Genomic DNA, 19,568 nt, shown 5'->3' with positions numbered 1-19,568 from the left:
TGTTTCTAGGTACTAACCCTATAACCAAGGATTTGCCTACGGCACGAAAATCGCCGCACTCCGCGCCACAGACCATATTGGTTATACCAATTTGCAGACCACTCCCGGCCCATGCCGTGGCACGAGGCATGCAAGCCTCCCCTTGCCCCCGTCCGCGGGCGGCAGACGGGGGCGACTGACAACCGCAGGCCCTTGCGGCCCGCACCAACGCTTTTCGCCCATGCAAACCCTCTGGCAACAGAACTACGACCCTGCCGGGAACATCTGGATCTCGGCCCTGGTTGCCCTCATCCCCATCGTCTTCTTCTTTCTCGCGCTGACCCGGCTGCGCCTCAAGGGCTACCAGGCCGGCACGATCACGGTGCTGCTGGCCCTGGGCGTGGCGCTGCTGTTCTACCGGATGCCGGCCAGCGCGGCGCTGGCCTCGGCCGTGTACGGCTTCTTCTACGGCCTGTGGCCCATCGCCTGGATCATCGTGGCGGCGGTGTTCCTCTACAAGATTTCGGTCAAGACGGGGCAGTTCGACGTGATCCGCTCGTCCATCCTGTCGGTCACGCCGGACCAGCGGCTGCAGCTGATCCTGGTGGGCTTTTGCTTCGGCGCCTTCCTCGAGGGCGCGGCGGGCTTTGGCGCGCCCGTTGCGATCACGGCGGCGCTGCTCGTGGGCCTGGGCTTCAAGCCGCTGTACGCGGCCGGCCTGTGCCTGATCGGCAACACGGCGCCCGTGGCCTTCGGCGCCATGGGCATCCCCATCATCGTGGCCGGCCAGGTGTCGGGCGTGGACGCGTTCGCCATCGGCCAGATGGCCGGGCGCCAGCTGCCGTTCATGACCGTGATCGTGCTGTTCTGGCTCATGGCCATCATGGACGGCTGGCGCGGCGTCAAGGAGACCTGGCCCGCCGTGCTCGTCGGCGGCGGATCGTTCGCGCTGATGCAGTTCCTCACGGCCAACTACATCGGCCCCGAGCTGCCCGACATCACCTCGGCCATCGTCTCGCTGGTGGCGCTCACGGCCTTCCTCAAGGTCTGGCAGCCCAAGCGCATCTTCCGCTTCGAGACCGAGGGTGGCGCGCAGGGCGCGCACGATGTCAAGGCCGCCCGCCCGGCCGACACCCACCCGCCGCTGACCACAGTCACCATCCTCAAGGCCTGGTCGCCCTTCATCATCCTCACGGCCATGGTGACGATCTGGAGCGTCAAGCCCTTCAAGGCCCTGTTTGCCGCGGGCGGCCCGCTGGCCTCCACGGTCATCAACATCCCCGTGCCCATGCTGCACAACCTGGTGGCCAAGATGCCGCCCGTGGTGGCCGGCGCCACGCCCTACGGCGCGGTCTACAGCTTCAACTGGCTGCTGGCCACGGGTACGGCCATCATGATCGGCGCCATCATCACCATCGTCTTCTCGCGGCTGTCTCCGGCCAAGGCCGTGGCCACGCTGGGTGAGACCTTCAGGGAGCTGCTGGTGCCGATCTATTCCATCGGCATGGTGCTGGCGTTCGCCTTCATTGCCAACTACTCGGGCCTGTCGGCCACGCTGGCCCTGGCGCTGGCGCACACGGGCCAGGCGTTCACCTTCTTCTCGCCCTTCCTGGGCTGGATTGGCGTGTTCCTCACGGGCTCGGACACCTCGGCCAACGCGCTGTTTGGCGCGCTGCAGGCCACCACGGCGCAGCAGCTCGGCCTGCCCCAGGTGCTCACCGTGGCGGCCAACACCACGGGCGGCGTGACGGGCAAGATGATCTCGCCGCAGTCGATTGCCATCGCCTGCGCGGCCGTGGGTCTGGCGGGCAAGGAGTCGGACCTGTTCCGCTTCACGGTCAAGCACAGCCTGATCTTCGCGGTGATCATCGGCCTGATGACGACGTTGCAGGCCTATGTGCTGCCGTGGATGATTCCGGGTCACTGAAACCACCCACGATTGCCCCCATGCGTCTTGCCGATCACGTCGTCGAACAGCTTCTGGCCCTGATCCAGGCCCGCGGCCTGCAGGCCGGCCAGCGCCTGCCCGCGGAGCGGCTGCTGGCCGAGGAACTCGGCGTCTCGCGCACCTCGGTGCGCGAGGCCATACAGAAACTGACCAGCCAGGGCGTGCTCTCGGCGCGCCGTGGCGACGGCACCTATCTGCAGCCGCGCCCCACGGCCGACTGGCTGCAGCAGGCCATGCAGCCGCTGGCGGGCCTGATCAATGCCGACCCGCATTACCGCTACGACGTGCTCGAGGCGCGCCATGCGCTCGAGACCAGCACCGCCTGGCTGGCCGCGCAGCGCGCCACAGAGCAGGACAAGGAGCGCATCCGGCGCTGCTTCGACGTGATGCTCGCGCACCAGCAGGGCGGCCACGCCGAACTGGCCGCGCGTGCCGACGCGCAGTTTCACCTCGCGATCGCCGAGGCCTCGCACAACCTGGTGCTGGTGCAGGTCATGCACAGCCTGTTCACCCTGGTGCTGTCCACCGTGGAATGCAACCGCCACGAGATGTTCCACCAGAACACGCCGACGACGGTGCAGGCGCTGACGGCGCAGCACCAGGCGCTCTTGCAGGCCATCCTCGACGGCGATGCCCAGCGCGCGCGCGAATGCATGGGCGAGCACCTCGAGCATGTGCGCACGACCATACAGCGCCTCGACGAAGACCGCGCACGGCGCGAGCGCTCCATGCGCCTGACACCGGACCTGGTGCCGCCGCTGCTGACCACCACCAACCCTCTTGCCTGAGAACCCTGCCATGATCATTTCCTCCAGCGCCGACTACCGCGCCGCCGCAGAGAAGTTCCTGCCGCCCTTTCTGTTCCACTACATCGACGGCGGCGCCTATGCCGAGCAGACGCTCAGGCGCAACGTCGACGACCTGTCGGCCGTGGCGCTGCGCCAGCGCGTGCTCAAGGACATGAGTCAGCTCGACACCAGCACCGAGCTGTTCGGCGAGAAGCTCAGCATTCCCGTGGCGCTGTCGCCCGTGGGCCTGACCGGCATGTACCGCCGCCGCGGCGAGGTGCAGGCCGCGCGCGCGGCCGACGCGCACGGCATTCCGTTCACCATGTCCAGTGTCTCGGTCTGCCCCATTGAGGAGGTCGTGCCGCAGATCCGCCGCCCCATGTGGTTCCAGCTCTACGTGCTCAAGGACCGCGGCTTCATGCAGAACGCGCTCGAGCGCGCCCAGGCGGCCGGCTGCTCGACCCTGGTGTTCACCGTGGACATGCCCGTGCCCGGCGCACGCTACCGCGACGCGCATTCGGGCATGAGCGGCCCCAACGCCGCCATGCGCCGCTACCTGCAGGCCGTGCTGCACCCGCGCTGGGCGCTGGATGTGGGGCTGCTGGGGCGTCCGCACGACCTGGGCAACATCTCGGCCTACCGCGGCCGCCCCACGGGCCTGGAGGACTACATGGGCTACCTGGGTGCGAACTTCGACCCCTCCATCTCCTGGAAGGACCTGGAGTGGATTCGTGCGTTCTGGAAGGGACCCATGGTCATCAAGGGCATCCTCGACCCCGAGGACGCCAAGGACGCCGTGCGCTTTGGCGCCGACGGCATCATCGTCTCCAACCATGGCGGGCGCCAGCTCGACGGCGTGCTGTCCTCGGCGCGCGCGCTGCCGGCGATCGCCGACGCGGTCAAGGGGCAGATCAAGATCCTGCTCGACTCGGGCGTGCGCAATGGCCTGGATGTCGTGCGCGCCCTGGCCCTGGGCGCGGACTGCGCCATGATAGGCCGCGCCTACATCTATGCGCTGGCCGCCGCCGGCGAGGCCGGCGTCAAGCAGCTGCTGGAGCTGCTGGAGAAGGAAATGCGCGTGGCCATGACGCTGACCAGCGTGGCCCGCGTGGCCGACATCTCGGGCGAGATGCTGGTGCGCGAAGCCTGAGCCCGCAGGCTCAGCAGCCCCCCTCGACCCTGCAGGCCGGCACGACCCGGCCGCTGGAATCGCGCCACTCGACTGCGTCGCCGGCCGGTGCCGGCGTTTCGGTTTGAGCCGGCGCGGCATCGTTGCGTGCCGGGTCATGCAGCACCGTCGAGCTGCCCACGCCCGCACCCACGCGGGCTCCACCCACGCCGGTGGAGACGCCCACGCCGGCGCCGCCCAGCACCTGGCCGCGCTGGTTCACCCCGACGCCCACGCCCACCGGCCCGGCGCCCACACCCACGCCGGCGCTGACGCCGCCCGTGCCCAGCCCCACGCCAATGGAGACCGGGCCCACGGGGATGCCAACGCCCACGCCGCCGCCCACCGAGCCACAGCCCGCGAGCAGGCCCGCAAGCAGGCCGGCGATCGCCAGCCTCGGTGCCAGGGTGGCGCTCCATCGTGCAGGGAATCGATGGCGCATGGGTTCAGGTCCTCATGTGGGATGGGTTACGCGAGCAGCGCGTTCACGCGCTTGACGTAGGCCGCCGGGTCGTCGGGCAGGCCGCCTTCGGCGAGCAGCGCCTGGTCGAACAGGATATGCGCCAGGTCGTGGAAATGCACGCTGCCGTCGAGCTTCTTGACGAGGGCATGCTCGGGGTTGACCTCGAGCACGGGCTTGGTCTCGGGCGCGCTCTGGCCGGCCTGCTTGAGCATGCGCGCGAGCTGCGTGCTCATGCCGCCGTCCTGCACCACGAGGCAGGCGGGCGAATCGACGAGGCGCGTGGTCACGCGCACGTCCTCGGCCTTGTCCTTGAGCGCCTCCTTGAGCCTGGCCAGCACGGGCTTGAAGGACTCGGCGGCTTCCTCCGCCGCCTTCTTCTCGGCCTCGTCCTGCAGCTTGCCCAGGTCCACCGCGCCCTTGGCCACGGACTGCAGCGGCGTGCCGTCGAAGTCGTGCAGGTAGTTCAGCGCCCACTCGTCCACGCGGTCGGTCATGAGCAACACCTCGATGCCCTTCTTCCTGAAGACCTCGAGCTGCGGGCTGTGCTTGGCCGCGGCCAGGGTGTCGGCGGTGATGTAGTAGATGGCCTCCTGGCCCTCCTTCATGCGCGCCTTGTAGTCCGCCAGGGACACGGTGACGGCGTCGCTGCTCGTGGAGGCAAAGCGCAGCAGCTTGGCCAGGCGCTCGCGGTTGGCGAAGTCCTCGCCCAGGCCCTCCTTGAGCACGGCGCCGAACTCGGCATAGAACTGCGTGTACTTGCCCTCCTTGGCCTTGTCCTCCTCGCTCACCACATCGGTGACACCGTCGGCGCCTTCGGCCGCGGCCTCATGCCTGTCGTGCTTGGCCAGGTCTTCGAGCATGGAGAGCACGCGCTTGACCGATCCGTCGCGGATCAGGCGCACGTCGCGCGACTCCTGCAGCAGCTCGCGGCTCACGTTGAGCGGCAGGTCGGCGGAGTCGATCACGCCCTTGACGAAGCGCAGGTACTGCGGCATCAGCGCCTCGGCGTCGTCCATGATGAAGACGCGCTTGACATACAGCTTCACGCCCGCCTTCTTGTCGCGGTTCCACAGATCGAACGGGGCCTTGGCCGGGATGTACAGGAGCTGCGTGTACTCGGTATTGCCCTCGACGCGGTTGTGGCTCCAGGTCAGCGGCGCCTCGAAGTCATGGCTGATGGACTTGTAGAAGTCCTGGTACTGCTCGGGCGTGATGTCCTTCTTGGGGCGCGACCACAGGGCGCTGGCCTTGTTCACGGTCTCCCACTCGCCGGTCTTGACCATGCTGCCGGGCTCGCCCTCCTTCTCGCCCTCCTTCCATTCCTCCTTTTCCATGAGGATGGGCAGGCTGATGTGGTCGGAGTATTTGCCGATGATCTGCTTGAGCTGCCAGGCGTTGAGGTATTCCTCGGCATCGCCCCGCAGGTGCAGGATGACGCTGGTGCCGCGCGCCGCGCGCTCGATCTGCTCGACCTCGAAGTCGCCCGCGCCGCTGCTGGCCCAGCGCACGCCCTCGCTGGCCTTCAGGCCCGCGCGGCGGCTCTCCACGGTGATGCGGTCGGCGACGATGAAGCCCGAGTAGAAGCCCACGCCGAACTGGCCGATGAGCTGGCCCTGTTCGCTCGCAGTCTGCTTCTGGTCGCCCGTGAGGCGGCTCATGAAGTCCTTGGTGCCGCTCTTGGCGATGGTGCCCAGGTGGTCTATCGCCTCCTGCGTGCTCATGCCGATGCCGTTGTCGGTGATGGTGAGGGTGCGCGCGGCCTTGTCGAAGGACAGGCGCACCTCCAGGTTGGGCGCGTCCTCGAACAGCGTGGCGTCGTTGAGCGCCTCGAAGCGCAGCTTGTCGCAGGCGTCGCTGGCGTTGGAGACCAGCTCGCGCAGAAAGATTTCCTTGTTGGAGTACAGCGAATGCGTGACCAGGTGCAGCAGCTGTGCGACTTCGGCCTGGAACGAATGGGTGTGCTTGCTCATGGGCGTTTTCTGAATCGGATCGATCTATGACGTAGGCGTGATTTCCGGCAACGCCGGAACGCCACCGCATCTGGGGGCGAAAACGCCCGCTTCAAGGGCCCGGGAGACGGCGGCGCTCAGCGCAGAAACTGGCCGACGCGCAGCGCCTGCAGGTCGAGCACGCGCAGGCCGCCATATTCCACGCGGATCGCGCCCTGGTCCTGCAGCACGGCCAGGGCCTCGTTGACGCGCTGGCGCGACAGGCCCACGAGGTAGGCGAGCTCCTGCTGGGTGATGCGCAGCACCTCGCCCACGCCGGGGTAGAGCACGGGATTGAACAGCGCCGCGAGGTTGCGCGCCACGCGCAGGTCGGGGTTGGTGAGGCGGTCGATCTCGCGCACGGCGATGAACTGGCCCAGGCGCTCGTTGAGCTGGCTCATGACGAAACGGTTGAAGCCAATGGAATGGTCGAGCAGCCAGTGGAAGGTGTCTATGGGCAGACCGGCCACCAGGCTCTTGCGCAGCGCCTGCACGTTGTAGCGGTAGGGCTCGCGCTTGACGGCCGTGCCCTCGCCAAACCAGCCGCCCGGCGGCAGGCCGGCCAGGGTCATGCTGGCGCCGTCGGCGTTGTCGGTGTTCATCTTGAGCAGCCCCTGCACGACGCCAAACCAGTAGGTCACGGGCCGGCCCACGCGGCAGACATAGTCGCCGGGGTTGGCGTCACCCACGACCACGGCGGCCACGGCGCGCTCGCGCTCGGCGGGAAGCAGCCGCACCAGCCAGGGAATGCCGTCGAGCTCCTGCACGGTGGGCGGGCGGCGGCGCTGGTGCAGGGACAGTTCTTGGCTCATGGCCGCGAGCATCGCGCCAAAGCGCCACCGGGGGCAGCGGGAATACCACGAAGCCCGGCGGCAAACTATTGTTTCGATAGCTGCTTGCGCTTGTCAATAAAGGGCTAGGGCCCAATTTCGTTCAAACTCCAAGTCACTGCGAGGGCAGCGCATAGCGATAGCCGCGAAACGCCCAGACCGTGCGCCCGGGCTCTATGCGCTCGAGCACCAGCCCCGGGGCCGCCTGATCGCCCTCGTGCAGCACCTGGCCATTGACGATGACCATGCGGTACAGCGGGTTGGACGAATAGGTCACACCCGCGAGCTGCAGCCGGGGCAGCTGCTCGCGCACGGCCGGGGGCAGATCGGCCTGGGCAAACACCGGGGCCGAGGCGTTGGATTCCGGGGCGGCCGGGCGACCGGGCGCGGCGGCCGGCGGCGCCGCAGGCCTGCGCTCCGGTGCCGCGGCGGCCTTCTCCACGGGCTTGCGCGCGGGCCGGTCTGCGGCCCTGTCTGCCGCCTTTTCCGTGGGTTTCTGCGCGGCCTTCTCCGCGGATTTCCCGGCGGGTTTCTCGGCCCGTTTTTCCGCTGGCCTCTCAACCGGCCTCGATGCGGCAGGCCGCTCGGCAGGTGCCTGCGGCACCGCCGCGGGTTCGGCCGGTGCGGGCGGCGCGGCCGACACCGTGGCAGGCACGGGAGCCTGGGGCGCCAGGGCAGCAGGTGCCGGCGGCCGGGGCCAGAGCCACCAGGCGGCGCCCGTCAGGCCCGCGCCGACCAGCAACGCGGCGGCCAGCCAGGCCAGGCGCGCCGGGGCCGATGGTGCGGCCTGCGCGCGCAAGGCCGGCGGTGGCGGCGTGTGCAGGCCGGGAACCTCGCCCCGGCCGCGTTCGGCCTGGGCGCGCTGCAGGGCATCAAGAATGTAGGACATGGCAATCAATCATTGCTGCGCAGACGGGGCTCCTGCACGCCGGCGGCGCGGTTGAGCATCATCAGCGTCAAGGGGCCAGCCTGGCCGTCGGGCGTCAGGCCCTGGCTCAGCTGGAAGGCATGAATGCGGGCACGCAGCCGCTGTTCGGGCTTCTGGCCGCGCGCATCGGCTGCTGGAGTGCCGGCCGCGGTCAGGCGCCGCTCGAGCCAGGCGGCGCCCGCGGCGCTCGTCGTCACGCTCTCGCCGGGCGGCAGGTTGGCGGGTGCCTTCCACAGGGTGGCGATCTCGCCGCGCCACAGGGGCGCCAGATCGGCCACCGGCACCTGTTGGCGTGCGCCGCCCTCGCCCTCGAGCGTGGCCATGTCGCCGTCGAGCCGGCGCAGCATCACCACGACGGCCTGCGGCCCGGCCTCGGGCGCGGGCGATGGATGCAGGGTGAGCAGCACCGGCCGGTCGAGCAGGCGCAGCAGGCTCAGGCTGGCGCGGCGCTGGCGATGGCAGCGCAGCCCCTGCTGCGCGAGCTGCGCGCAGGGGTCGCCCGCGGCGAGCGGCCCCTGCGCCTGCCAGGCCCGGGCAAGCCACTGCCAGCCCGCGGGCGCGTCCGCCGCGGGCTGGCGCGCAAGAAACGACGCCAGCTCACCATCGCCCTGGCGCGGGCCGGTGCTCGGGGTCGGCGCAGCCTCCTGCGCGCCGGCCCCGGCTGGGGCCGGCGTCGCGGCGACGGACTGCGCCTTTTCGCCCGCCTGCATGGGCCGCCAGCCCATGCCCCAGCCAATGGCACCGGCCGCGACCGCGCCGGCCAGCGCGGCCGCCGCGGCCAGCCCCCAGCGGCGTGGCGCGGTGCGCGCGGCGGGCGCGCCGAACACCTCGCGCGCCGCCTGGCGCACCATGGCGTCGGTGACCTCGCGCGCTCCCGCGGCATAGGCGCCGAGCAGGGCCCGGTCGCACAGCAGATTGATGCGCCGCGGCACGCCCTGCGTGAGCGCATGCACGCGCGCGAGCGCCCGGCGCGCGAACGGCGGCGGCCCCTGCCATCCCGCGACGGCCAGGCGATGGGCGATGTACTGCTGCGACTCCTCGGCGCTCAGTGCGTCGAGGTGGTAGCGCGCGATCACACGCTGCGCGAGCTGCTCGAGCTCGGGCGCGGCGACCATGGTGCGCAGCTCGGGCTGGCCTATGAGGATGATCTGCAACAGCTTGCGCTCGCTGGTCTCGAGGTTGGTGAGCAGGCGCAGCTGCTCGAGCACGTCGGGCGCAAGGTTCTGCGCCTCGTCGATGATGAGCACGTTGTTGCGCCCGGCCGCATGCTGCGCGAGCAGGAACGCGTTGAGCGGGTCCAGGCAGTCCTTGACGGTTTCGCCCCCCGCCGCCGCGGCGCGGTGCGCCACGCCGAACTCGTCGCAGATGGAGCGCAGCAGCTCCGGCACCGTGAGCCGTGGATTGAAGATGTAGGCCACGTTGCAGTGCGCCGGAATCTGCTCCAGAAAGCAGCGGCACACGGTGGTCTTGCCGGTGCCGATCTCGCCCGTGAGCAGCACGAAGCCGCCGCCCGCCTCGAGCCCGTAGAGCAGATGCGCCAGCGCCTCGCGGTGGCGCGCGCTCATGAACAGGTAGCGCGGGTCGGGAGCGATGGAAAACGGCGCATGCGCAAGGCCGAAGAACGGGACGTACATGGGCGGGGAGGATAGCGCCCCCGCGCATCGGCGGCCGCCCGCATGGCCGCGCACCGGCTCGAACCAGCGAAAACAGGGTTTGACCTTCTAGGATTTACCCGAAGATTGTCGTCAGAAAGACACTATGGCGTCAAAGTATTCCCTACCATGCCCGCAATTCTGCGATGGCATGGCCCCCGCCGGTGCCTGTCCACCCGTTTCACAGAGTCCCATAGGAACCGGAATGACGACCACATTCCCCCATTTGCTGCTGCAGCACGCCGCCCAGCGCCCGGACGCCCCGGCGCTGCGCGAAAAAGAATATGGCATCTGGCAGACCTGGAGCTGGAAGGCCGCCGCCGCCGAGGTGCGCGCCATGGCCTGCGGCCTGCTGTCGCTGGGCTTTGCCAAGGGGCAGAACCTGGCCTTGATCAGCGACAACCGCCCCCATGTGTACATGGGCTTCGTCGCGGTGCAGAGCATAGGCGGGGTGCCGATTCCGCTCTACCAGGATGCCGTGGCCAGCGAGATGAGCTTCGTCATCGAGGACGCCGACATCCACTTCGCCTTCGCCGAAAACCAGGAGCAGGTGGACAAGCTGCTCGAGGTGCGCGAGTCCACCTCGGGCCTGACCCACATCATCTACGACGACCCGCGCGGCCTGCGCAACTACGACCAGCCCGGCCTGATCAGCCGGGCCGACCTCGTGGCCCGCGGCCGCAAGTGGGACGACGAGCATCCCGGCGTCTGGGAGGCCATGCTCGGCCAGATCGGCGCCCAGGACGTGTCGGTCATCCTCTACACCTCGGGCACCACGGGCAAGCCCAAGGGCGTGTGCCAGACGCATGCATCCTTCATCGGCGCGGCCAGCGGCGCGGCCGAGGTGGACAGGCTGGGCCCGAGCGACAGCATCATTTCCTACCTGCCGCCCGCCTGGGTGGGCGACCACCTGTTCTCGCTCGCGCAGTGGCTGGTGGCGGGCTACACCATCAACTGCCCGGAGTCTGCCAGCACCGTGAGCATAGACATGCGCGAGATCGGCCCCACGTACTACTTCGCGCCGCCGCGCGTGTTCGAGGGCATGCTGACCTCGATCCAGATCCGCATGGAGGACGCCGCGCCCTTCAAGCGCCGCATGTATGAAAAGGCCATGCAGCTCGCGCGCCGCGTGGGCTCGGACATTCTGGACGGCCGGCCCGTGGGTGCGCTCGACCGGCTCAAGTACCGCCTGGCCGATTTCGCCGTGTACGGGCCGCTGCGCAACGCCATGGGCCTGTCGCGCATCCGCGTGGCCTATACGGCGGGCGCGGCCATCGGGCCCGAGCTGTTTCGCTTCTTCCGCTCCATAGGCATCAACCTGAAGCAGTTCTACGGCCAGACCGAGACCTGCGCCTATGTCTGCCTGCAGCGCGACGGCCAGGTGGATCTGAACACCGTGGGCCAGGCCGCGCCGGGCATAGAGCTCAAGCTCGCCGACAACGGCGAGGTGCTGGTCAAGGGCGTGTCGGTGCTCAAGGAGTACTACAAGCGTCCCGACGCCACGGCCGAGGTGATCGACGCCAACGGGTGGTTTCACACGGGCGACGCCGGCGTGATCGACGCGCGCGGCCAGCTGCGCATCATCGACCGCGCCAAGGACGTGGGCAAGCTCGCCGGAGGCGCGATGTTCGCGCCCAACTACATCGAGAACAAGCTCAAGTTCTTCCCGCACATCAAGGAGGCCGTGTGCTTCGGCCATGACAAGGATCAGGTCTGCGCCTTCATCAACATCGACTTCGACGCCGTGGGCAACTGGGCCGAGCGCCAGAACCTGCCCTACGCGGGCTATGTGGACCTGGCCTCCAAGGCCAAGGTGCTGGAGCTGGTCGCCGACTGCGTGGCCCGGGTGAATGCCGACCTCGCGGGCGAGACCGGCATGGCCGACACCCAGGTGGCGCGCTTTCTCGTGCTGCACAAGGAGCTCGACCCCGACGACGACGAGCTCACGCGCACGCGCAAGGTGCGGCGCAACTTCATCGCCGACAAGTACGGCGTGCTCATCGATGCGCTGTATGCGGGCAAGAGCGAGCAGTTCATCGAGACCCAGGTGAAGTTCGAGGACGGGCGCAAGGGCAGTGTGAGCGCCACGCTCAAGATCGTCGACGCCAAGACCCACCCGGCCCGCGCCGCCGCCTGAGGAACACGCAATGACCAGCAAGAAGATCGGCGATGTCATCCTGGACATCAAGAACATCAGCCTGCGCTTTGGCGGCGTGAAGGCGCTCACGGACATCTCGTTCAACGTCAAGGAACACGAGATCCGCTCCATCATCGGCCCCAACGGCGCGGGCAAGAGCTCGATGCTCAACTGCATCAACGGTGTCTACACGCCGAGCGAGGGCTCCATCACCTTCCGTGGCAAGACCTTCGACCACATGAACAGCCGCCAGGTGGCCGAGATGGGCGTGGCGCGCACCTTCCAGAACCTGGCGTTGTTCAAGGGAATGAGCGTGATCGACAACATCATGTCCGGGCGCAACCTGAAGATCAAAAGCAACCTGCTCATGCAGGCGCTGCGCATAGGCCCGGCCGCGCGCGAAGAGATCGCACACCGCGAGTTCGTCGAGCACATCATCGACTTCCTGGAGATACAGGCGTACCGCAAGACCCCCGTGGGCCAGCTGCCCTACGGCCTGCAAAAGCGCGTCGACCTGGGACGGGCGCTCGCCATGGAGCCGCAGGTGCTGCTGCTCGACGAGCCCATGGCCGGCATGAACGTCGAGGAAAAGCAGGACATGTGCCGCTTCATCCTCGACGTGAACGACGAGTTCGGCACCACCATCGTCCTCATCGAGCATGACATGGGTGTGGTGATGGACATCTCCGACCGCGTCGTGGTGCTGGACTACGGCAAGAAGATCGGCGACGGCGCGCCCGATGAAGTGCGCAACAACGAGGACGTGATCCGCGCCTACCTGGGCGCCGGGCACTGAGGGCAAGGCAGGAGAGCAACCATGGCATTCTTTTTGGAAACCCTCATCGGCGGCCTGATGGCGGGCATGCTGTACTCGCTGGTGGCGCTGGGCTTCGTGCTGATCTTCAAGGCCTCGGGCGTGTTCAACTTCGCGCAGGGCGCGATGGTGCTGTTCGCGGCCCTGGCCATGGCGCGCTTCGCGGAATGGATCCCGGCGTGGACCGGCATCGAGAACATGGTGCTGGCCAACCTCGCGGCCTTCATCATCGCGGGTGCCATCATGTTCGTCTGCGCCTGGATCATCGAGCGGCTGGTGCTGCGCCACCTGGTGAACCAGGAAGGCGCCACGCTGCTGATGGCCACGCTGGGCATCACCTACTTCATGGAAGGCCTGGGCCAGACGCTGTTCGGCAGCGACATCTACAAGATCGACGTGGGCATGCCCAAGGACCCCACGTTCCTGCTGGAGTCGGTGTTCGAGGGCGGCGTGCTGGTGAACAAGGAAGACGTGATCGCCGCCGCCATCGCCGCCGCGCTCGTGGTGCTGCTGAGCCTGTTCTTCCAGAAGACTGGCACGGGCCGCGCGCTGCGCGCCGTGGCCGACGACCACCAGGCGGCACAGTCCATCGGCATTCCGCTCAACCGCATCTGGGTCATCGTCTGGTGCGTGGCCGGTGTCGTGGCCCTGGTGGCCGGGATGATCTGGGGCAGCAAGCTCGGCGTGCAGTTCTCGCTGACCACGGTGGCGCTGCGCGCGCTGCCGGTGGTGATCCTGGGGGGGCTGACCAGCGTGCCTGGCGCCATCATCGGCGGCCTGATCATCGGCGTGGGAGAGAAGCTCTCCGAGGTCTACCTCGGCCCCTTCGTGGGCGGTGGCATCGAGATCTGGTTTGCCTATGTGCTGGCCCTGGTGTTTCTCTTGTTCAGACCCCAGGGGCTCTTTGGGGAAAAAATCATCGATCGCGTCTAAGGGGGGAGCCGAGAATGTTCTACAGAGAAAACGGCCAGTTCAAGACCAGCTACCGCGCAGATCAGCAGATCTTCCCCATCGCTCAGGATCGCATCGTCGTCCTGGCCCTGGTGGCCGCGGCCTTCGTGCTGGTCCCCATGCTGGCCAGCGACTACTTCTACCGCGCCATCCTGATTCCGCTGGTCATCATGTCGATGGCGGCGCTGGGCGTGAACATCCTGGTGGGCTATTGCGGGCAGATCTCGCTGGGCTCGGGCGCCTTCATGGCCGTGGGCGCCTACGGTGCGTTCAACTTCTTCGTGCGCTTTCCGGGCATGCCGCTGGTTCCCGCGCTGATCCTTGGCGGTCTGTGCGCCACGTTCTTCGGCATCCTGTTCGGCCTGCCCAGCCTGCGCGTGCGCGGCCTGTACCTGGCGGTGGCCACCCTGGCGGCGCAGTTCTTCAGCGACTGGATGTTTCTGCGCATCAAGTGGCTCACGAACAACTCCGACTCCGGCTCGGTGTCGGTGAACGATCTGCAGGTGCTGGGCATGCCCATAGAAAGCGCGATGAGCAAGTACCTGTTCTGCCTGGCGCTGCTCGTGGTCGTGGCCCTACTGGCCAAGAACCTGGTACGCGGCGCCATAGGCCGCGAGTGGATGGCGATTCGCGACATGGACGTGGCCGCTGCGGTGATAGGCATCCGCCCCATGTTCGCCAAGCTATCGGCCTTCGCGGTCAGCAGCTTCATCATTGGCATGGCGGGCGCCCTGTGGGCCTTCGTCCACCTAGGCTCGTGGGAGCCGGCCGCGTTCTCGGTCGAGGTGTCCTTCAAGCTGCTGTTCATGGTCATCATCGGCGGCCTGGGCTCCATCATGGGCAGCTTCTTCGGCGCTGCCTTCATCGTCGTGCTGCCCATCTTCCTCAACCAGTTCCTGCCCGGATTCCTGGATCTGTTCGGCATCGAGATCTCCACCGCCGGGCTGTCCCACGCGGAACTCATGATCTTTGGCGCGCTCATCGTCTGGTTCCTCATCGTCGAGCCGCATGGCCTGGCCAAGCTCTGGTCCACCGCCAAGCAGAAGCTGCGCGTGTGGCCCTTCCCGCATTGACTCCCCCCTGCTTCCAACCACCTCTAACTAGGAGACAACCATGAAGCTATCGAAGATCGTGATCGCAACCGCCGTAGTGGCCGCAGGCGCCGCCGGCGTGGCCACCAACGCCTTCGCGCAGGCCAAGGAACAGTTCTTCCCGCTGCTGTCCTACCGCACCGGTCCCTACGCTCCCAACGGCACGCCCTGGGCCAACGGCAAGCAGGACTACATCAAGATGATCAACGCGCGCGACGGCGGCATCAACGGCGTCAAGCTCACGTTCGAGGAATGCGAGACCGGCTACATGACGGACCGCGGCGTCGAATGCTACGAGCGCCTCAAGAGCCGCCCCGGCGTGACGGTGTTCGACCCTCAGGCCACCGGCATCACCTTTGCGCTGACCGAGAAGGCGCCCGTGGACAAGATTCCGCTGATGACGCTGGGCTACGGCCTGTCCGTCTCGCAGGACGGCATGGCCTTCAAGTGGAACTTCCCGCTCATGGGCAGCTACTGGACGGGTGCCGACATCCTGATCCAGCACATCGGCAAGAACGCCGGCGGCCTGGACAAGCTCAAGGGCAAGAAGATCACCCTCGTCTACCACGACAGCCCGTTCGGCAAGGAGCCCATCCCGCTCCTGCAGGAGCGCGCCAAGATGCACGGCTTCGAGCTGCAGCTGCTGCCCGTGACGGCCCCCGGCGTGGAGCAGAAGGCCACCTGGCTGCAGGTGCGCAAGGACAGGCCCGACTATGTGCTGCTGTGGGGCTGGGGCGTGATGAACTCCACCGCCCTCAAGGAGGCCCAGGCCACGGGTTACCCGCGCGACAAGATGTATGGCGTGTGGTGGGCCGGTGCCGAGCCCGATGTGCGCGACGTGGGCGATGGCGCCAAGGGCTACCACGCGCTGGCGCTCAACGGCCATGGCACGCAGTCCAAGGTGATGCAGGACATCCTGAAGTACGTGCACGACAAGGGCCAGGGCACAGGTCCGAAGGACGAGGTGGGCTCGGTGCTGTACACGCGCGGCGTCATCATCCAGATGCTGAGCGTGGAGGCCGTGCGCCGCGCGCAGGAGCACTTCGGCAAGGGCAAGGTCATGACGGGCGAGCAGGTGCGCTGGGGCCTGGAGAACCTGGCGCTCGACCAGAAGAGGCTGGACGCGCTGGGCTTCAACGACGTGATCCGCCCCATCTCCACGAGCTGCTCCGACCACATGGGATCGACCTGGGCGCGCGTGCATACCTGGGACGGCAAGAACTGGAAGATGAGCAGCGACTGGTACCAGGCTGACGAGCAGATCATCAAGCCCATGGTGAAGACCGGCGCGGACAAGTACCTGGCCGACAAGAAGATGCAGCGCCGCGACGTGAAGGACTGCCAGTCCCCGGGGCAGGCATCGTCCTGAGGCGCCGCGCGCGAGAGCTGCCGCCCGATGCGGCGGCTCGTCGCGGCGGCCCTTGCACGGCGGCTGCCGGCCGGCAGCCGCCAATCGAGAGGGTTGCGAGCGCAGCCCTCCCGATTGGCAAAGCGAAGGCAACACCATGGACAGCAAAAACATCGTTCTGAGCGTCAACGGCATCGAGGTCATCTACAACCATGTGATCCTGGTGCTCAAGGGCGTCTCGCTCGCGGTGCCCGAGGGCAGCATCGTCGCCATCCTGGGCGGCAACGGCGCGGGCAAGACGACCACGCTGCGTGCCATCTCCAACCTGCTCAAGGCCGAGCGCGGCGAGGTCACCAAGGGCAGCATCGAACTGCGCGGCGAGCGCATCGAGAACCTCTCGCCCGCGGACCTGGTCAAGCGCGGCGTGGTCCAGGTGATGGAGGGGCGCCACTGCTTCGCCCACCTGACGATCGAGGAGAACCTCATGACCGGCTCCTACACGCGCACCGACAAGGCCGAGATCGCGCGCAACCTGGAGAAGGTCTACAACTACTTCCCGCGCCTGAAGACCCGGCGCACGAGCCAGGCGGCCTACACCTCGGGCGGCGAGCAGCAGATGTGCGCCATCGGCCGCGCGCTGATGTGCAACCCCAGCATCGTGCTGCTCGACGAGCCCTCCATGGGCCTGGCGCCGCAGATCGTCGACGAGGTGTTCCACATCGTCAAGGACCTCAACAGCAAGGAAAAGGTCACCTTCGTGCTCGCCGAGCAGAACACCAACATGGCCCTCAAGTACGCCGACTACGGCTACATCATGGAGAGCGGCCGCATCGTCATGGACGGCCCGGCCCAGGAACTCGCCAACAACGAGGACGTCAAGGAGTTCTACCTCGGAGTCGGCGGCGGCGAGCGCAAGAGCTTCAAGGACGTGAAGAGCTACAAGCGGCGCAAGCGCTGGCTCGCATGACCGCAATTTTCATAGCTGCTCGCGCTTTACTGGCAAGCGTTGGCGGCCATTTTTACCCATAGTCCACCCGCACAGGAAAGCATGGCCATGAATCCGTTTTACGACGCGCTGGAAACCCGCAGTCCCGAGGAGCGCGAAGCCGCGCTGATGGCTGCCCTGCCGCAGCAGATTGCGCACGCGCAAAAGTCCAGCAGCGCATTCGCGAGCATCCTGGCCGGCGTCGATGCCCGGGCCGTCACCAGCCGCGCGGCGCTGGCCCAGCTGCCCGTGACACGCAAGTACGAACTGCACGAGCGCCAGCAGGCCCAGCGCGCGGACAACGCCTTCGGCGGCTTTGCGACCACGGGCTTCGGCGCCGCCATGCCGCGCGTGTTCGCCAGCCCCGGTCCGATCTACGAGCCCGAGGGCGCGCGCTCCGACTACTGGCGCATGGCGCGCGCGCTGTACGCCGCGGGTTTTCGCGCGGGCGAGCTCGCGCACAACTGCTTCTCCTACCACTTCGTGCCCGCGGGCTCGATGATGGAAAGCGGCGCCCACGCGCTCGGCTGCACGGTGTTTCCGGGCGGCACGGGCCAGACCGAGCAGCAGGTGCAGGCCATGGCCGACCTCCGGCCCGCGGGCTACATCGGCACGCCGAGCTTTCTGAAGATCATTCTCGAGAAGGCCGCCGAGATGGGCGTCGAGCTCCCCAGCCTGACCAAGGCCCTGCTCTCGGCCGAGGCCTTCCCGCCCTCGCTGCGCGACTGGTTCGCCCAGCAGGGCGTCGCCGGCTACCAGTGCTATGGCACGGCCGACCTGGGCCTGATCGCCTACGAGACCAGCGCACGCGAGGGACTGGTGCTCGACGAGGGCGTGATCGTGGAGATCGTGCGCCCCGGCACGGGCGACCCCGTGCCCGAGGGCGAGGTCGGCGAACTGGTGGTCACCACGCTCAACCCCGACTACCCGCTGATCCGCTTCGGCACCGGCGACCTCTCGGCCGTGCTGCCCGGCGCCTGCCCCACGGGGCGCACCAACACCCGCATCAAGGGCTGGCTGGGGCGCGCCGACCAGACCACCAAGGTGCGCGGCATGTTCGTGCACCCGGGTCAGGTGGCGCAGGTCGTCAAGCGCTTCCCGCAGATCACCAAGGCCCGCCTGGTGGTCAGCGGCGAGATGGCCAATGACCAGATGGTGTTGCAGGTCGAGACCCAGGAGACCGCGCCCGGCCTGGCCGATCTGCTGCAGGATGCGCTGCGCGAGGTCACCAAGCTGCGCGGCGAGGTGCAGATGCTGCCCCCGGGCAGCCTGCCCAACGACGGCAAGGTGATCGAGGACGCACGCAGCTATCGCTGACACAGCACCGACACCGGCACCGAGGGGCTGGCGCCACGCAATTCGCGCCCTATCATTGCGCGTTTCAATCAAAGGAGCATCATGAACCACCCCTTCAAGCTCACACTGGCCACCGCCGCCATCCTGGCCGCGTTCTGCGCATCGGCCCAGACCTTCCCGGCCGCAGGCAAGTCCGTCACCATCGTCGTGCCGTTCTCGGCCGGTGGCCCCACCGACCGCGTGGCACGTGACCTGGCCGAGGCCCTGCGCAAGCCCCTGGGCGGCGCCACCGTCGTCATCGACAACGCCGCCGGCGCCGGCAGCACCATCGGCGTGGCCAAGGTCGCGCGCGCCCAGCCCGATGGCTACACCCTGCTGCTGACGCACATCGGCATGGCCACCATCCCCTCGCTGTACCGCAAGCTGTCGTTCAACGTGCTGAACGACTTCGAGTACCTGGGCATCGTCAACGATGTGCCCATGACCATCATCTCGCGCCCGACCCTGGAGGCGAAGAACTTCAAGGAGCTGTCGGCCTGGATCTCCCAGAACAAGGAGAAGGTCAACCTGGGCCATTCGGGCCTGGGCTCGGCCGGCCATCTGTGCGGCCTGATGTTCCAGAGCGCGCTGCAGTCGCACATGACGCCCGTGGCCTACAAGGGCGCTGCGCCGGCCATCACCGACCTGATCGGCGGCCAGATCGACCTGATGTGCGACCAGACGACCAACACCACGTCGCAGATCGAGGGCAAGAAGGTCAAGGCCTTTGCCGTCACCACCGCCCAGCGCCTGACCATGCCCGCGCTCAAGGATCTGCCGACGCTGCAGGAGAGCGGCCTCAAGGACTTCAGCGTCTCGGTCTGGCATGGCCTGTACGCGCCCAAGGGGACGCCCGTAGCGGTGCTCACGCGCATCAACGAGGCCCTGCAGGTGGCCGTCAAGGACCCCGATTTCATCAAGAAGCAGGAAGGCCTGGGCGCCGTCGTCGTGGCCGACAAGCGCGTACTGCCGGCCGAACACAAGAAGTTCGTGCAGTCCGAGATCGACAAGTGGGGCGCCGTGATCAAGGCCGCCAACGCCTACGCAGACTGATCTCCCGCAGGCGCAACGCCCCGAGCCCGGTGCCCAGGCACCGGGCTTTTTTGTGCGCCGATTGCGGGTAATCCTGCGGGCCGACGGCACGCCAACGCGCCTGCAAATGG

General features: G+C 67.8%; 16 protein-coding genes. 11 read left to right on the top strand and 5 right to left on the bottom strand.

Features of this window, described 5'->3' with window-relative positions:
• Window positions 1-220: 220 nt before the first annotated feature.
• From lldP to lldD, 3 genes are read left to right on the top strand one after another with little or no spacing between them, the layout of a single operon-like run.
• Complete coding sequence (gene lldP, locus ABUE11_RS02185) at window positions 221-1,906, top strand: L-lactate permease (RefSeq protein ID WP_367067413.1); 1,686 nt, start codon at window positions 221-223, stop codon at window positions 1,904-1,906.
• 20 nt (window positions 1,907-1,926) lie between these two features.
• Complete coding sequence (gene lldR, locus ABUE11_RS02180) at window positions 1,927-2,715, top strand: transcriptional regulator LldR (RefSeq protein ID WP_367067412.1); 789 nt, start codon at window positions 1,927-1,929, stop codon at window positions 2,713-2,715.
• Between the two features lie 10 nt (window positions 2,716-2,725).
• Window positions 2,726-3,865 (top strand): FMN-dependent L-lactate dehydrogenase LldD, encoded by a 1,140-nt coding sequence (gene lldD / locus ABUE11_RS02175; protein ID WP_367067411.1) that lies wholly within the window; start codon window positions 2,726-2,728, stop codon window positions 3,863-3,865.
• A 10-nt stretch (window positions 3,866-3,875) separates the two neighbouring features.
• Here lldD and ABUE11_RS02170 read toward each other — a convergent pair whose 3' ends face one another.
• The 5 genes from ABUE11_RS02170 to ABUE11_RS02150 all read right to left on the bottom strand — a co-directional run bounded on the left by ABUE11_RS02170 (window position 3,876) and on the right by ABUE11_RS02150 (window position 9,726).
• Entirely contained in the window at window positions 3,876-4,325 is a 450-nt protein-coding gene (locus ABUE11_RS02170) for a hypothetical protein (protein WP_367067410.1), read from the bottom strand.
• Window positions 4,326-4,351: 26 nt separating this feature from the next.
• Complete coding sequence (gene htpG, locus ABUE11_RS02165; protein WP_367067409.1) at window positions 4,352-6,316, bottom strand: molecular chaperone HtpG; 1,965 nt, start codon at window positions 6,314-6,316, stop codon at window positions 4,352-4,354.
• A 116-nt stretch (window positions 6,317-6,432) separates the two neighbouring features.
• Complete coding sequence (locus tag ABUE11_RS02160; protein WP_367067407.1) at window positions 6,433-7,146, bottom strand: Crp/Fnr family transcriptional regulator; 714 nt, start codon at window positions 7,144-7,146, stop codon at window positions 6,433-6,435.
• 133 nt (window positions 7,147-7,279) lie between these two features.
• Window positions 7,280-8,053: a general secretion pathway protein GspB gene (locus ABUE11_RS02155; protein ID WP_367067405.1), complete on the bottom strand. Its 774-nt coding sequence runs from the start codon at window positions 8,051-8,053 to the stop codon at window positions 7,280-7,282.
• A gap of 5 nt (window positions 8,054-8,058) precedes the next feature.
• Complete coding sequence (locus tag ABUE11_RS02150; protein WP_367067403.1) at window positions 8,059-9,726, bottom strand: AAA family ATPase; 1,668 nt, start codon at window positions 9,724-9,726, stop codon at window positions 8,059-8,061.
• 223 nt (window positions 9,727-9,949) lie between these two features.
• Here ABUE11_RS02150 and ABUE11_RS02145 point away from each other — a divergent pair, with 223 nt between their 5' ends.
• The 8 genes from ABUE11_RS02145 (at window position 9,950) to ABUE11_RS02110 (ending at window position 19,458) form a co-directional block, all read left to right on the top strand.
• On the top strand, window positions 9,950-11,881 hold the full coding sequence (locus ABUE11_RS02145; protein WP_367067401.1) for an AMP-binding protein: 1,932 nt from the start codon (window positions 9,950-9,952) through the stop codon (window positions 11,879-11,881).
• 10 nt (window positions 11,882-11,891) lie between these two features.
• Complete coding sequence (locus tag ABUE11_RS02140; RefSeq protein WP_367067400.1) at window positions 11,892-12,677, top strand: ABC transporter ATP-binding protein; 786 nt, start codon at window positions 11,892-11,894, stop codon at window positions 12,675-12,677.
• A gap of 21 nt (window positions 12,678-12,698) precedes the next feature.
• Window positions 12,699-13,628 (top strand): branched-chain amino acid ABC transporter permease, encoded by a 930-nt coding sequence (locus tag ABUE11_RS02135; protein ID WP_367067399.1) that lies wholly within the window; start codon window positions 12,699-12,701, stop codon window positions 13,626-13,628.
• 14 nt (window positions 13,629-13,642) lie between these two features.
• Complete coding sequence (locus ABUE11_RS02130) at window positions 13,643-14,719, top strand: branched-chain amino acid ABC transporter permease (RefSeq protein ID WP_367067398.1); 1,077 nt, start codon at window positions 13,643-13,645, stop codon at window positions 14,717-14,719.
• A 40-nt stretch (window positions 14,720-14,759) separates the two neighbouring features.
• Window positions 14,760-16,106 (top strand): ABC transporter substrate-binding protein, encoded by a 1,347-nt coding sequence (locus ABUE11_RS02125; protein ID WP_367067396.1) that lies wholly within the window; start codon window positions 14,760-14,762, stop codon window positions 16,104-16,106.
• Window positions 16,107-16,242: 136 nt separating this feature from the next.
• Window positions 16,243-17,052 carry an ABC transporter ATP-binding protein gene (locus ABUE11_RS02120; protein WP_367067395.1) on the top strand — a complete coding sequence of 270 codons (810 nt, stop codon included), beginning with the start codon at window positions 16,243-16,245 and terminating at the stop codon, window positions 17,050-17,052.
• Between the two features lie 87 nt (window positions 17,053-17,139).
• The gene (locus ABUE11_RS02115) at window positions 17,140-18,387 is read left to right on the top strand and encodes an AMP-binding protein (protein ID WP_367067394.1); all 1,248 of its coding nucleotides are present in this window, start codon (window positions 17,140-17,142) and stop codon (window positions 18,385-18,387) included.
• 81 nt (window positions 18,388-18,468) lie between these two features.
• Window positions 18,469-19,458 (top strand): tripartite tricarboxylate transporter substrate-binding protein, encoded by a 990-nt coding sequence (locus tag ABUE11_RS02110; protein ID WP_367067393.1) that lies wholly within the window; start codon window positions 18,469-18,471, stop codon window positions 19,456-19,458.
• The last annotated feature ends 110 nt before the right edge of the window (window positions 19,459-19,568 follow it).

This window comes from Oryzisolibacter sp. LB2S, from assembly GCF_040732315.1.
GTDB classification, from domain to species: Bacteria; Pseudomonadota; Gammaproteobacteria; order Burkholderiales; family Burkholderiaceae_C; genus Alicycliphilus; species Alicycliphilus soli.
This window is presented reverse-complemented; position numbering and strand designations above follow the sequence as displayed.